We start from the raw sequence: 13,358 nt of genomic DNA on the forward strand, positions 1-13,358 counted from the left end.
TTAGCGGATGTAGCGGGGTTCGTCGTCGATCGCGTCACTATCTCGACTATCGTTCGTCTCGCCCGTGCGAGCGTCGTCGCGGAGGGCGTCGAAGGTCTGGTTGCGTCGGTCACTCGATTCGATCGTGGCATCGTCCGCGCCGTCGTCCGAAGCAGTACTGTCCGGGGTGGAGCCCGACCGTGCTGTGGAGTTGTCCGTCGCGCCACCGTCCCGGTCGCCGGCCGCACTGGACGAGGATGCCAGCGCTCCACGGAGTCGCGACCCCGCGTCGTTGAGCCGCGAGCCTGTCGCGTGGGCGCGGGAGTCGCCGGAGCCCAACACCGCCTGCCCGTTTGCCTTGAGTGCGGACTTGCCCTGTGCCCCACGGGAGAAGTTGCGTCCCCGGTGGGCGACGGTCCCAGCACGGCGTTTCGTCCCGCTCATCCGCGTCCGGGCACGTCGTGTCGAAGCGTGGTGGGAAGCACTTTGGGCCATGAAGAAGATCGACCCGGCTTGCCAGAACAGGACGAACGGCGAGACGATCGCGACGATGGGGATGATGAGGGCAGTCAGCCAGAGTCCAAGTCCCTCTACCGAGAAGCCGAAGTTCTCCCCGAGAATTTGTCCAAGGCGGAAGAGAAGTGCGACCGGTACCGTCATGAAGAGGAATGGAACGTAGAATCCAGCCATTCGCTTCATGAACTTCGAGACGAGGCTAAACGGTCCGACTCCGGGAATCCATAGCGCAATCAGGATCGGCATCAGGAGCGTGAAGAGGTAGAGAACTACTTCGCGAATGAAGTAGATGAGGATGACAAGCGCGATCAGGAAGAAATCCACTGAAAGGGTGATTGCCGTCACCAACGCGCCAACGCCAGAGACAGACAGCGTCTCGAAGAGCGTGATATTCGATAGGTCTGGAGCAAGAAAGATGGCCAGTTCATTCGTGAACTGACGCGCAAACGCATCCATCCACCACCATGCGAGAATACCTAATAGCCCAGCGAAGGCACGGCGCTTCAATTTCGTACGATGATAGCTACTGAAGAGGTAACTCGTCGATTCGAGGAAAATAACGATGCCTACAGAAAGGGCCCATAGTAGCAGTGCAAGGGGGGTGAGTACATCCCAGAAATAGCCATAGATACTGGTCCATGGGTTGTTCGTCGGAGCGACGAACACGGCGTTCGGATGGGGTGTCCCAATGGCCACACTCAGGGCATTATTCGCGTTGTTCTGGACTATCGTCTTGAGGGGATCAAAGAGAGCTCTGAGGGCGTTCTTGATCGCCCAGATGATGGTATCTCCGAGTGCACCGCCACCGCTCCCGTCACTCTGAGCACTAACAGACCCTATTCCAAACTGGAGAGCAATACAGATACTCAGTAGATGGGCCCAGTACGATCGATTACTCATCGGGATTCCTCCCATCACGAGGTTCAATTTGGATGTCACTGCAAGTTCCACGGAAGTTTGCGCGGACGGGATCTCCATCAAGGACTGCTCGGAGTTCTCGTTGACCGTTCTCACCGACTCCAGTGGGTACAATCACGGTCAGATTGACCTCTAAACCGTTGCAGTGGTCGTCCTTCGAGAGGAGTAGCGGCGAGCGGATTCCCCGAAGTATCGTCGAGTTCCCGGGCTGTAATATCACTTCGTCTTCTGACTGCGGTTTTTCGAAATTCAACAGGGGCGTTGATCTAGCGTAGTCAGTCGTGGGGATACGGTTCGCTGCCGAATGGGGTGCGTTCTCGTACCCAACGTAGTAGATCCACGTTGGCCCGGTTCCTGTGTTCTCCACGGTGACGAGGAGATTCGCTCGGTTCGACGGAGTAGGCCGCCCATCAGTGTAGGGCGTGACATCGGTAATCTCCAAATCTGGAACCAGCGGAACCGTCATCGACGCGATCTCCTCTCCCTCTTTGACCGCGACGAGCGTGTGATCGCCGGGGGTGTAGTGCCACCCTCGCCTATAATCGAACAGCCCCAACCCGACCGTCGTTGCACCAGCCGCGACCTGTGCCGACTGGAATACCGACCCGGAGGGATCGATCAGGTTGACCGTCGAGATCTCATGGTCCTCCCGAAGGGTGACCTCAAGCGTGGCTCCCGAAATCGAGGTTTCCTCAAAGACGGACTCCGGAGTCTTAGTTTCAGTCCCGGTCGAACCGTCACCCGAACACCCGGCGAGTCCCGCTGCCGTGAGCGCAAGCCCGCCTTTCAGGAACCGCCGCCGAGAGCCCTTCTCACCCGTCATAGTCCCCTCCATGGAGGCCACACGGGCAGTCCGGTGATCCGATCGATGAGAAACACGGCCACCAAGAATAGCCCGACCGGAACCCCAGCCCGATAGATCGAAGTGACGACCGACAGTACCGTCCCCTGGACGGAGACCGTATCCGAATCGCCGACGTAGCCGGTCTGTCGCAGCCACCACTCAGTCGGCTCGAAGCGGGCGTCGATCGCACCGGCTGGCCGGTCGATCGTCGTCGTGACCGTCCCGTCGGCGCCCGTCTGGACGCGCTCGTCCCCGAGGACGACATAGCCCTCGCTTGCGGCCGTCTCGATCGGCTCGCCGGTCTCGATGTCCCGCAAGGAGACACGGACGGTTGCGGTCCGTGCGGTCGTGTTCAGGACGGCGAGCGTGAGGTTACTCCGGTGGATCGGCACTTCCTCGAACATGCGCGGGTCGGCATCGGTCTGGACACCGCGGACCAGCCCGTGGGCGGTCACGTCCGAGACGGTCCGGTCGGGCGTCTCGAAGCGGGTCATCAGGCTGAAGCTCGTCCGGTAGGACTGTTCAAGCACGTCCAGGTTGACCGTCGGCGACAACGTGGGCGGCTCCCGCTGTTGCCCGTTGACTTCCAGGATTGACACCGTCTCGGCCGGCGACGCGGTCGGGCCCGTCTTGATCGGATACGCCGACACTCGTAGGGGGTGGATCGGCGAGTGCTCTGTCGTCGTGTTGGTCGCCGTCGAAGTCACGAGCCGGTCCCAGCTGGGATCGCGTGCGGAGTAGAACCGCCAGACGCCGTTGACTCGCCCCTCCGGCAGCGAATAGCCCAGCCAGGGCTCGGTCTTGAACATGGCCAGCCCGAGATCGCCGTTGGGATACCGGGCGTAGAAGCCGAAAACGCTGAGTCGGTATTCCGACACTGACCGCGAGTCACGAACGGTGATGGTCTCGGTTACGGTCGTCGTCCGGGTAGCCCACGCGGTGCAGGTGCCCGCAGACGTGAGGTTCGTACAGTAGTCGTGCTGGCGTTGGAGTTCGACCGTGAGATTCGCCGTGACGGTGAGCGTATGATTCGTCCCCGGATGCTCGGTGAGGTCGTAGTCGAACCGTGGGGTCCGTGTTCCCTCCTGTTCGGCTTCCCGACGACCGTCGACGAGTAGCTGCAGGTCTGTGATATCGTGCGACTGCAGCGACCACGTGATACGGTCCGTCGCAGTTTCCGAGTCACGCGGAACAGCGACCCGGTAATCCAGCGTCGCGAAGAGCTCGCCCTCCGGGGCAACGTATCGCGGCTGGTCGTTCGGCGTCAGCCGTGCCTTGGTCGACGGCTGGACCGTGAATATCGCGGTGTAGGCGTCGCGGATGAATCGTCCGTCAACGAGCGTTGCGCCCGGTGGATGGACCGATGAACTGTCGTCGGTAGTCGGGAACTCGGCGAGTTGCTCGCGATTCCACGCTGCGACCGCTTCGGGTGGCCGGTTGAACGGAATATCCGTCGTGGCCGCCAGCGAGTTCGTTGCCGAGCCCGTCTGGTTCCGGAGTGCGGAGCGATTGATCGTGTCCCGGTCACGTGACCACAAACTCCGGTTGTCGCCGTGGTCGTGGTCGTCGTCGGGACTGAATGCCGTGGCGTCGAGCGGACGGGCGACCGACTGGGTTGCGACGAGCGCGCTCAGCGCTAGTAGGACGGCAACCGCGACACCGGCGCCGAGCGAGCGACTCAGAAGCTGCAACTGGCCCCACCCGCCACGACGGACGTGAGCAGGAACTGCAGGATGGTCGTCCCCAGCGGCGCGACGATGATGCCCCAGACGATCGCCTGCACCCGCATCGATTTGAGTTCCTTCTTCGTATCCACGCGCCGGAGCAACGGGATCGCGACGGTCGCCCCCAGCGCGACGAGCCCGCCGATGAGCGGACCACCAAACTGAATGAGCGTGAAGAGATTCCGGATCGTCGTCGCCATGTCCGTCTGGCAAAAGGACTCACCGACCGACTGGGCGCTCGCCGGTTCGACCGCGACGATGGCGAGTGCCGACAGCGCTATCCCGAGCGTCCGGAGCGACGTGCTTCGATCAACCAACCGGTTCGATTGTGACGAATCTACCTGCGTCGTATCGTCGTTCATGTCTATAGCTGTCGCTCATCGTGCCAGATATCGCCTCATATTGAGACGATGGCGCTACGAGCGACGGTACATCACATCGTCTCGCAGTCTGGTAAATATCTTCCCGATCGGTTTTGAAAAATAGGCGAAACAGACAGTAACTCACAGTAACTGTGAATACTCTGCGAGAACATACTAGGTAAAGAGAGATACTCAGAATTGCCTACCAGATACCTACCGTCTCGAACGATATCGATACTACGGCAGCGAAACATATACTCCGATCGAATACATCGAATACACTATGAGCTCGTCCATCCGAATTTCCGATGAAACAAAACGAAAACTCGAACTGGTGAAACAAGACGACGAGACATATGATGAGTTGCTCGCTCGCCTCGCGACGACAGAGAAGGATGTGGCGGAGAGAGGTGGTTTCGCTGACGACGGTGTCGTCGAGGACATGGCTCACGCTCGTGAGGAAATGAATGAATCACTCGAACGGCACTCAAGTCGCCAAGAATGATCTGCCTGGACAACGATATTTTCAGCCGATACGCCTCTAAACAAGCGTATCCATCTGTTGATCGATTTCTCACCAATCACGCTGAAGAGCCCTGGATCCTCCCCTCGATCGTCCTCTTCGAGTATCTCAAACGGTACGACTCCCACAACACAATCGAAAGACAGCGACGGAACGCAGAACAGTCGGTCGATGCCGTTGCTGACCTAAGTGCCGATATCACGATGGAGGGAGCGAATCTCCGAGCAAGGCTCGCAACAGCTGATACTACTCTGGACCTTGCAGACCTTCTGATCGCTGCGACCGCCCGAGAGTACGGAGCGACCCTCGCAACGGCAAACAAGAATGACTTTGATAAACAGGCCATTCACGAGTTGGTCGATGTCGATATTGTCGAAGTGGTTAGATAAACCGGGCGTTGAGACAGCTACACGGATCAGGTTCTGCATCTTTTTGGACGAATCGTAGTCATCACTCCGGGAGATCGCGCCGTCCTGTCCGGACACACTCCCAACACGGGAAGTCGTCGAGACACTCCGGACAGTCCTCGTCATCGGGCGATGCCAGAGCCGACTGGGAACTCCCTGGTCGAGTGTTGGTCACGGAGTCGTTTTCGGTGTCGGACTCGCCGACCGATGACGTGACTTGCCCACCGTCCGCGGCGACTGGCTGGGATTCGTCTGTCACTGCAATGGCATCGAGCAACGGTCGACGAATCGCTACCGCAACCCGGTGTTTGCACGCGCTGTCGTACTGTTTGTCGGCCGGGCACTCGCAGATCGCGGGGACGCTGTCTTCGACAGTGACGAGATACTCGTGCTCGGCTGGATTCGCGTGACTGCCATTCCGAACGACGACCCCATTAGATGAAAGGGTGAACTCGAAGGCTTCGTACTGGGCACGCTTTGCGACTCGGCTCGGGAACTCCAGTTGTTCGAGTGGGTGCATGGATACGAGAGCGCCCAATTCTGAGCGCCCCACCCATGGTGGCGCCGACAAACAGAACGTGCGGCGCGTCAACCCTGTTTGTTGTTGAGTCCATACACGATCCCCTCCGGTGCCCTTGTCTCGATTCGAAGGGATATCCACAGATAATCGTACTTTGAAGTATGATTATTCAGAGTACGATTATCACGTGAATCATTCTACGGTCTCCCAGAGATCCGAAATCCGATCCCGGGCGTTTGCCATCGTCCGCGTGAACAGCGCAGATGGATGTCGGTCCGGGGGCTGATCAGCTACCGCATCGGCAGCGCTGGCATCTGGCGGAGGGTGGAAATGAGCTCTCGTCGTATGCGAATTTGGATGTCGGTCCCACCGACACTGCCAGACGCGATTCGAGGACTGGTGTTCGACGTAGTGGAAATTGTAGTCGTCGTTTCTGTACCACTGTATCTCGAGACGGACGTCTGCAACCTGGTCTGGATAGCGGTCGCGATCGAGGTCGACGATAAGCAACGACAGCGTCGATCCGGTTTGTTCGGTCTGAATCCGGTTGACCAACGAATGTGTCTGTGCGAGGTCCCGGATCGCTTCCAGCGCCGGTTCGTCGATCGGTGCAGCCGGTTCGTCCATCGCTACACTGCTGCCCGATCGTCTTCGTTCCGAGCAATCTGGAGCGCCTGTTTGTGCCGGTCGATCGCTTCACGGACCGTCTCCCACTCTGAGAGTATCTCTAGTTGGCGCTCAATTTCGTCGTGCGGCCCGTCTGCCGGTAGTTCGACGTCATCGGGTACCGCTGCGTCGAACTGCGTTCGATACGCTTCCTCACGGGCTTCGAGGTCGGCGAGTTCGTCGAGGAGAGCGTCGACGGTGTTCGTACTCGCGAGCTCGTTCGCTTTGCGCCACCGGAAATACGACTCGTTGCGCACGTAGCGTGTTGTCCCCCCTCGTTTGATCCGTCGGACGACGCCGAGATCAGAAAGGTCGTTTAGGTGTTTGCGGGCTGCGTTCGTCGAACACTCTGCCTGGTCGCTGACTGCGGCAGCAGTTGTTGGCTCCCGTAAGCCTGTCACGACAGTCCGAATCCGCCCCCGCGTATCCTGGGACTGGGCCCATTCGTCCCGTTCTGTTTCGATTGCGTCGTCCGACGGATCCGGGCCGAATCCACTCATACTCATATATGTGTGTTGTATCTGTAAATATGTTTGGCCACGGTCGCTAGTTCACTGACCGATTTTGTTGCTTCGATGGTATCGAAATCTGTCTGAGAGAGCGTACTGATCTGACCGCAAACTCGACGGTGTTAGAGGGTGCTTGCGTTCCGATTTGAGCCGACACTCGAATTCGAATAGGCGGCTGAACACGAGAACACCCATGTCGTACCGACGAACTGACTGTGCGGTCCGTTCAGCCGAGTTCGTACGTCGCGATACCCGTATGGCCACAGGACGGACAGGCGTCCGTCCTGTCGTTGACGCCCTTCCCACAGTGGCGACATTCGTAGAGAACCTCACTCTTCGAAGACCGATCTAGGAAGACGGAACGGAGCCACGCCACCGTCATGCCTCCCACGCCTCACGTTCGCCCTCGATGATGTCACGGTGGGTCCGGACCGTGACCGGGCTCACGTCGGCCTCGTTCGCTACCCGCTGTTGAAGGATCTCGACTTCGTGGTCCCGACAGGCGATTTCGAGACAGGCCGCTGCGAACCCTGCCGGATGGACGCCGATACTCACCTTCGCGGTCCAGGCTTGCTCGGCGAGCGAGCGTGCGTGGCGCTCTGTTTCGGGTGGAACGTCCATTGCCGACGCAAGTCCAGCGATGAACTCCCGTGGACGCTGTGGTGGGGCCGGCAGTCCGAGCTCGTCGTTGCAAACGGTGTAGGCGTTGGTAATCTTCTTGCGGGGACACTGTGCGACCGAAACCACCTCGCCGAGTGTCCGTGTGGCGTCGGAACAGCGACAGACCGCATACACTGTCGCCGCGGCGAACGCCTCGATCGAGCGACCGGGAAGGAGGTCCGCCGATTGGGCCGACCGGAAGAGCGCACTCGCCTGTTCGCGGTGATCACGATCCAGGTCGATCGCCCCGACGATGCGGGCGATCTCCGTACAGCCATAGGCGAGGTTGCGTTCGGCCTTCGACTGCCACTTCGCGCGGGTGTGCTCGCGGCGCAGGCGGCCCAGATGCCGTCGCTTCTCGCTGGAGAGTCGGTTGCCCTTGCCGTCCGTCTTGTGCCCGATCTCTGTCGAGAGTCCACGGTCGTGTCGGGCTTGGGTGATCGGCGCCCCGGTGCGTTCTCGGTTGGTCTCGTCCTCGTCGAAGGTCCGTGGCCCGCGTCGGTCGACCCTGCAGGCCTCGATGACGAGTCCGCAGTCGGTACACCGGGTTTCCCCGGCGTCCGTGGTGAGTCGGCCCTCGCACTCGGGACAGTCGTCGGCCGAGATGGAATTGTCGTGCTGTTCGTCGAAGTCGCCCTCGAAGGGATCTCTCGTTGCCATCAGTACTCAGCGCGAGGCGAGTCTGTCCTGCCCCCCGCACCCCTCTCGGGGGGAATAAACCAACCGTGGCGACACGCCAGCCTTCGAGTGAACTACGACAGCCTACTCGACAGTTTGCGGTCTGCGGACGATCAACTCCTCCGTCTTCGCGACCCACTCGTCGAGTTTCCGCGCCAGGTACTCGATCGCCTCGTCGTGGGAGAGGACGCCCCGATCCAGCATATCGCCGACCGTGTCTTTCAGCCCGCGGAACTCCCCCTGTGCGTGTCCGTCACCGACTGGCTCGCCCTCGTACCACCGGACGGTTCTGAGCGCGCCGTTGCCGACCGTGAGAGCGTCGTCGATCGTCCCGCAGTCGTACTGCAGGCCAAACCAGTGCGTGCGATAGGCGGTGACTGTGTGGTCGCTATCGACGACGTAGAACGCTTCGTGGTGGAGGAAATCGAGCTGTTCGTCGATGATCTCGTCGATGGTGAGGCCGATCACTCTCGGCTCGATATCGACTTGTCTGGATGAGAACTCGTGGGCGTCGAGGACACGGTCGACGCCGCGGTCGGTTGAGGCTTCGCGGAGCCGCTGGTGAATCGTCTGGAGTGACTTGTTCGGGTCGTCGCCACCGAACGGCGTTTCGGCCGTGATAGCAGGTTTGAGTCTAAGGTGCTGGGCGCCCCAGTGCGAGTAATGCAGGTTGTACGTGCTGTCCGGTCGTTCGTACGCAATAAGTGCGCGATGTCCCATTGGTACTCACGGGAGTCAGGAACCCCCGCAGCCCTCACGGGGGGCGATAAAACTGCCAGCGTCGCGTCGGCTGACAGTAACTTCGCGTGCCGCTCGAATATAGAAAATACGATTTCGGAAATCGAAATTCCACTTGTGGGTGTCGCTCGCTCGACCGCCCAAAACTGCGGATTACAGCAGTAGCGAGGCGAAAACCCACGGCTTTAGCTGTTAAGAATGTGAAGAATCGATGGATACATATCGGATTCACTGGGGTTTCGCGAGGATGTCGACTGACGACCCGTTGACGGCCGAGCGCGAAAATCTTGTCATTCGCCCGACGACGACCGCGCTCGCCCCGACCATGTCGGGACGACTGCCGCACACTTCACGCCGACGACGACACGCCGACTGTCGAGATTTGCTGACGACCACCGGTGACGCCGCCGGTGTCTCCTACTGTTTCGGTGCGACCAGACTTCCCATCCGAGCGCTGAAATGCCGCCTCCGACGGGCCTTCCCACAGGAAGACCACATTCCGAACTGTTCAGCCATGTCTCGCCTTCACAGGACCGCCCTCGAGCGTGCTCTGTAGCGTTTCGAGATCGAACAATTGTAGGTCGTCTCGGTCAGACACAGCCTCGTGAACCGATTGTGTTGTGCCGCTCCGCGTGAAGAGCGCGTACTCAGTGTCGACATCGCCGCCCTCGTCGGGCGTCCATCGGATCTCCGCAGCATGCTCTTCAAGCGATGCGAGCGCACCGTAGTCTAGGGGCGAATTCGTGAACTTGCACTCCCCGACGACCATCGTTCCGTCAGTAGTGACTCCGACAACGTCGACTTCGTGCTCTTGGTACCACCACCGGCCGATGTCGAGGAACGTCTTCTCCGGATACAGGCCCGGGAGAGCATTCTGGCATAGTTCTTCGAAGTCCTGACTGACAAAGTCCGGGAGTTCGGGTTCGATAACCGCCTCGTAGGCGTCCTCGCCGAGGCGTTCGTAGCGATCTTCGTTCCCATAGACGAATCTGAACCAAAATCGAAAGAGCGGGTCGAGGAGGCGGTACCGGCCACGACGGGATTTCGCTTTCTCTTCGGTGATCGGAACCTCGCGCTTGATGAGCCGCAGCCGCTCTAACTTCTGTGTGTACGTCGAGATTTGCTTTCCCTCAATACCGACGGCTTGTGCAATCTCGTTCGATGTTACCTTCCCTGCAGCTATTGCGGTGAGGATTGCGAAGTACCGATTTGGGTCTGTAAGTTCAGTACGGAGGACGTACTCGGGTTCGTTGTGGAGATATCCTTTCTGCGAGAGCACCTCCTCAGTAAGGACGGTGCCGAGGTCTCGATTCAGGTCGATCCCGTCGAGGTAGTATGGTACGCCACCGAGGATTCCCCAAGTGAAGATTCGGTCCTCGAGGGTGTAGTCATCTGGGACGAACTCTTGGGCGGCGCCGAAGTCGAGCGGGCGGAGATCGAGTTTCTCGGTGAACCGGCCGTAGAGCGGACTATTGCCGAGGAGGGTTGCTTCTTCCATCATACTGATCGAGGAGCCGACGAGCACGAATGATCCAGCAGTGTCTTGGAGTCGTTGATCCCAGAGGCGCTGAATGGTGGACGGAAGGCTGGCGTCAGCGTCGATGAGGTACGGGAACTCGTCAAGGACGACGATAGCGCCCTGGTCACCGAGGTACCCGAGGAGTGCTTCCCAGTTCTGCTTGATCTCCGTAATCCCGGGGAAAGTCTCGGCGGCGACATCAACGAACTCGTTGAGCTGGAGCGACGATGTGGTTTCGGTCGCCTGATAAACGACGGCGTCGTCGTGGTTATTCAGAGAGTGTTGGACGAGTTGGGTCTTTCCGAGGCGTCGGCGGCCAAAAATGACAACCATCTCGGCGTTGTCTGACTCGTAGCAGCTGTCTGACATCATCCCACGGCTACAGCCGTGGAGTTCCCCCACTGGGGGTTGAACCCACGGAAACGGAAAGGTTCGCAGGTTCCTCGTCACGGTGGACGATGACCTGCGTTTCGGGCTGTGCCAGTACAGCCCCCGCCTCGGACAGCGGTTTCGAGAACTTGCCCAAGGCTCGTTTGCCGATGTTCAGCGCACCATTCTTGTCCGCATTATCGTCCAGCCCACACGCAGAACACTCGAAGCGCCCCTGCGTTGCTCGGACACCCGCGCAGGCACAGCGGTTGCACGTCTGCGACGTGTCGTGTTCCTCGACCAACTGCACGTCGATACCCGCGTCGTGGCCTTTGTACTCGATGTAGTTGAGCAGGCGGGCGAACGGCATCTTGTGGGTCTTGTCGTTGACATACCGCCCCTTATCGTTATTCCTGCGAATCCCGCCGAGGTCGCCCACGACGATGACCGCGTTCCGCTCCTCGGCGTCCTTCACAATTTGCCGAGCAATCTTGTGGAGGCGGTCGTCCACCTTCCGCGCTTCGGCGTCACCGATACGCTCGACTACCTGCTGTCCCTGTCGAGGCTTCGCCTTCCCGATGGACTTCCGCAACTGCTTGTAGTGTTCACGGATATGGCGAACCTCCTCACCGTAGAAGGTGGTTGTGCGGTCAGAGAGAAACGCGCAGGTTGCGACCCACCGTGCGCCCATGTCGATAGCCAGCACGTCGTCGTACTCGTCGGCGACGGTCACAGACCGTTTGACGACGAGATGCACGTACCAGTCACCGTCACGGCGCACCAGCTCGCTGTCCCGAACGTCGCCCTCGCGCACGAGTTGTTCGTCCTTGTGTGGGACATGGGCGGGACACCAGATGGAGTTTCCCTGCCCACGCTCGGGGTCGTAGACCGGGACGTTGACCCACCACGACGAGAGAACGGTGTCCTCGTCGTAGGCCACGTCGAACACGTCGTTGCGAAGGACGACAGGCTGTTCGGTGTCTGGGTTCGGGTCTTTCTGCCGCTGGACTTTCGACGCCTGCTGGTCGGTCGCGGAGTAGAGATCGGCGTCGCCGCCGTGAACCTCGGTCTGGAACGCCTCGTACTCACGGGCGAGCAGGTCGGCTTTCCTGTTGGTCAGCGAGTGGAGTTTGACCCGCACCGTGGTCGAGACGGTTCCTTGCACGACTACTCACCTGCTTGGGCGTCGATGTACTCCTCGATGACTTCGCTGGACACGTCGCCTGCGCTTGAGACGAAATACGAGCGCGTCCACAGTGACGGCAGGCCGAAGTCGAACTCATCGCGGAGGTGGCGCGAAGAGTAGCCCTTGATTTGCTGCATGATCTTGTTCGGGGCGAGCGTCGGGTCGCCCGTGATGAACAGGTGTACGTGGTCGGGACGAATCGCCAACTCCAACATTTCGAGGGCGAGTTCGTCGGCTTTCTCCTCTATGAGTTCTTCAAGACGGTCACGTACCTCACCTTCGAGTACCGACTTGCGGTACTTCGGACACCAGATGAAGTGGTACTGGAGTTTGTGGACGTTGGTACGCTCTCTGTCGAACCCACGAGGCATCGTCAGTATATAGAAATCCTCCACCTAAAGATATTATGCAAGCATCTAACTCCAGCCGTGGCTATGAGTGTGGACAGATTCTCAGTTGTCGGCTTCATCCACCCCTGAAGGGGTGGGCTTTCGCCTCGCTACCGCTGTCAAATGTGAACGCGAGGCAGAATAATACTTCCGGATAGTCTAATTTGGAATAGGCTAATCTGAATTAGTCTATTTTGCTTTGGCTAGTTAGCCGTTGCCACCGCTGGATGCCACCGAGCCAATAGTCCTATAGCGTCTACATCGCCGCACCCGAGGAATTTGCCGAGTGGATCGGGTACTCCGTCGACGAACTGCTGAGCGGACCAGCAGAAACCGGCCCGGATACGGGACAGTCGACGGAGATGCAAGATGCAACCGATACAGAGGATACTGGTGGACTCTTCTCTCGACTACTCGGCGATTAGTGTAGTACACCAGGGTGTCATAGAACAGTTCACAAGGTAGTTGGTTTCGGGGCTGTTAGAGGTGAATACCTGCTCAGTATGTCCTCGAATATACCAGAACTGATTTGATAATGTCGTTCGCTCGTACATCCATCCAGGATGAATAAAACAGACTTTTTTCAAGCACTGACGCTCTGGTTTGTCGTCCTAATTTTCCTCCAAACAGCCTCAGCGGACTTCGGTGGGCCGCTTGAGCCGGTCATCGCCATCGTCGCTATTGGCCTCACGTATCTTATTCCACTGTATCTGCTCATCGAAGCCGGCGCAAAACTGGCCGATGACTAACTGCTCTGCATTGAGCAATTCAGGCGGTCAGCAGAGGGGCGTGCCAACCGTTCAATGACACCCTATAGTAGTACACGCCAAGTTGTAGTGGACAGCAGAGCA

Annotated in this window: 15 protein-coding genes; 3 read left to right on the forward strand and 12 right to left on the reverse strand. The window is 59.2% G+C overall.

What is annotated here, in order from left to right:
• Genes HZS54_RS06475 through HZS54_RS06490 form a run of 4 tightly spaced genes read right to left on the reverse strand, consistent with a single transcriptional unit; the run spans window position 1 to window position 4,343 of the window.
• Complete coding sequence (locus HZS54_RS06475; protein ID WP_179921146.1) at window positions 1-1,395, reverse strand: TrbL/VirB6 family protein; 1,395 nt, start codon at window positions 1,393-1,395, stop codon at window positions 1-3.
• Complete coding sequence (locus HZS54_RS06480; RefSeq protein ID WP_179921148.1) at window positions 1,388-2,236, reverse strand: twin-arginine translocation signal domain-containing protein; 849 nt, start codon at window positions 2,234-2,236, stop codon at window positions 1,388-1,390. The genes HZS54_RS06475 and HZS54_RS06480 overlap by 8 nt, the downstream gene beginning before the upstream one ends.
• Complete coding sequence (locus tag HZS54_RS06485; protein WP_179921150.1) at window positions 2,233-3,948, reverse strand: DUF8186 domain-containing protein; 1,716 nt, start codon at window positions 3,946-3,948, stop codon at window positions 2,233-2,235. Before HZS54_RS06485 ends, HZS54_RS06480 begins: the two co-directional genes overlap by 4 nt.
• Window positions 3,936-4,343 carry a hypothetical protein gene (locus HZS54_RS06490; RefSeq protein ID WP_179921152.1) on the reverse strand — a complete coding sequence of 136 codons (408 nt, stop codon included), beginning with the start codon at window positions 4,341-4,343 and terminating at the stop codon, window positions 3,936-3,938. The genes HZS54_RS06485 and HZS54_RS06490 overlap by 13 nt, the downstream gene beginning before the upstream one ends.
• 283 nt (window positions 4,344-4,626) lie before the next feature.
• Here HZS54_RS06490 and HZS54_RS06495 point away from each other — a divergent pair, with 283 nt between their 5' ends.
• Together HZS54_RS06495 and HZS54_RS06500 are read left to right on the forward strand one after the other, a co-directional pair.
• A complete protein-coding gene (locus tag HZS54_RS06495; RefSeq protein ID WP_179921154.1) occupies window positions 4,627-4,848 on the forward strand; it encodes a DUF7557 family protein in 222 nt (73 codons plus the stop codon).
• Entirely contained in the window at window positions 4,845-5,255 is a 411-nt protein-coding gene (locus HZS54_RS06500) for a type II toxin-antitoxin system VapC family toxin (RefSeq protein ID WP_179921156.1), read from the forward strand. Before HZS54_RS06495 ends, HZS54_RS06500 begins: the two co-directional genes overlap by 4 nt.
• A 61-nt stretch (window positions 5,256-5,316) precedes the next feature.
• On the opposite strand, the gene HZS54_RS06505 is transcribed toward HZS54_RS06500, so the two are convergent.
• From HZS54_RS06505 to tnpA, 8 genes are all read right to left on the reverse strand, one after another.
• The gene (locus tag HZS54_RS06505) at window positions 5,317-5,793 is read right to left on the reverse strand and encodes an SWIM zinc finger family protein (protein WP_179921158.1); all 477 of its coding nucleotides are present in this window, start codon (window positions 5,791-5,793) and stop codon (window positions 5,317-5,319) included.
• Between the two features lie 192 nt (window positions 5,794-5,985).
• A complete protein-coding gene (locus tag HZS54_RS06510; protein ID WP_179921160.1) occupies window positions 5,986-6,420 on the reverse strand; it encodes a toxin-antitoxin system TumE family protein in 435 nt (144 codons plus the stop codon).
• A 2-nt stretch (window positions 6,421-6,422) separates the two neighbouring features.
• Entirely contained in the window at window positions 6,423-6,959 is a 537-nt protein-coding gene (locus HZS54_RS06515) for a DUF7342 family protein (RefSeq protein WP_179921162.1), read from the reverse strand.
• Between the two features lie 387 nt (window positions 6,960-7,346).
• Entirely contained in the window at window positions 7,347-8,288 is a 942-nt protein-coding gene (locus HZS54_RS06520) for a transcription initiation factor IIB (protein WP_179921164.1), read from the reverse strand.
• A 102-nt stretch (window positions 8,289-8,390) separates the two neighbouring features.
• Window positions 8,391-9,026 carry a DUF6735 family protein gene (locus tag HZS54_RS06525; RefSeq protein WP_179921166.1) on the reverse strand — a complete coding sequence of 212 codons (636 nt, stop codon included), beginning with the start codon at window positions 9,024-9,026 and terminating at the stop codon, window positions 8,391-8,393.
• Window positions 9,027-9,552: 526 nt separating this feature from the next.
• Window positions 9,553-10,932, reverse strand: a complete 1,380-nt coding sequence (locus HZS54_RS06530; protein WP_246391812.1) for an ATP-binding protein — start codon at window positions 10,930-10,932, stop codon at window positions 9,553-9,555.
• 10 nt (window positions 10,933-10,942) lie between these two features.
• The gene (locus tag HZS54_RS06535) at window positions 10,943-12,097 is read right to left on the reverse strand and encodes an RNA-guided endonuclease InsQ/TnpB family protein (RefSeq protein WP_179921168.1); all 1,155 of its coding nucleotides are present in this window, start codon (window positions 12,095-12,097) and stop codon (window positions 10,943-10,945) included.
• A gap of 2 nt (window positions 12,098-12,099) precedes the next feature.
• Window positions 12,100-12,489, reverse strand: coding sequence for an IS200/IS605 family transposase (gene tnpA / locus HZS54_RS06540; RefSeq protein WP_179921170.1), 390 nt, complete (start codon window positions 12,487-12,489; stop codon window positions 12,100-12,102).
• Between the two features lie 581 nt (window positions 12,490-13,070).
• Between tnpA and HZS54_RS06545 the strand changes: the two genes are divergently transcribed.
• Window positions 13,071-13,256, forward strand: coding sequence for a hypothetical protein (locus tag HZS54_RS06545; RefSeq protein ID WP_179921172.1), 186 nt, complete (start codon window positions 13,071-13,073; stop codon window positions 13,254-13,256).
• The last annotated feature ends 102 nt before the right edge of the window (window positions 13,257-13,358 follow it).

Origin of the sequence: Halosimplex pelagicum, from assembly GCF_013415905.1 — an archaeon.
GTDB classification, from domain to species: Archaea; Halobacteriota; Halobacteria; order Halobacteriales; family Haloarculaceae; genus Halosimplex; species Halosimplex pelagicum.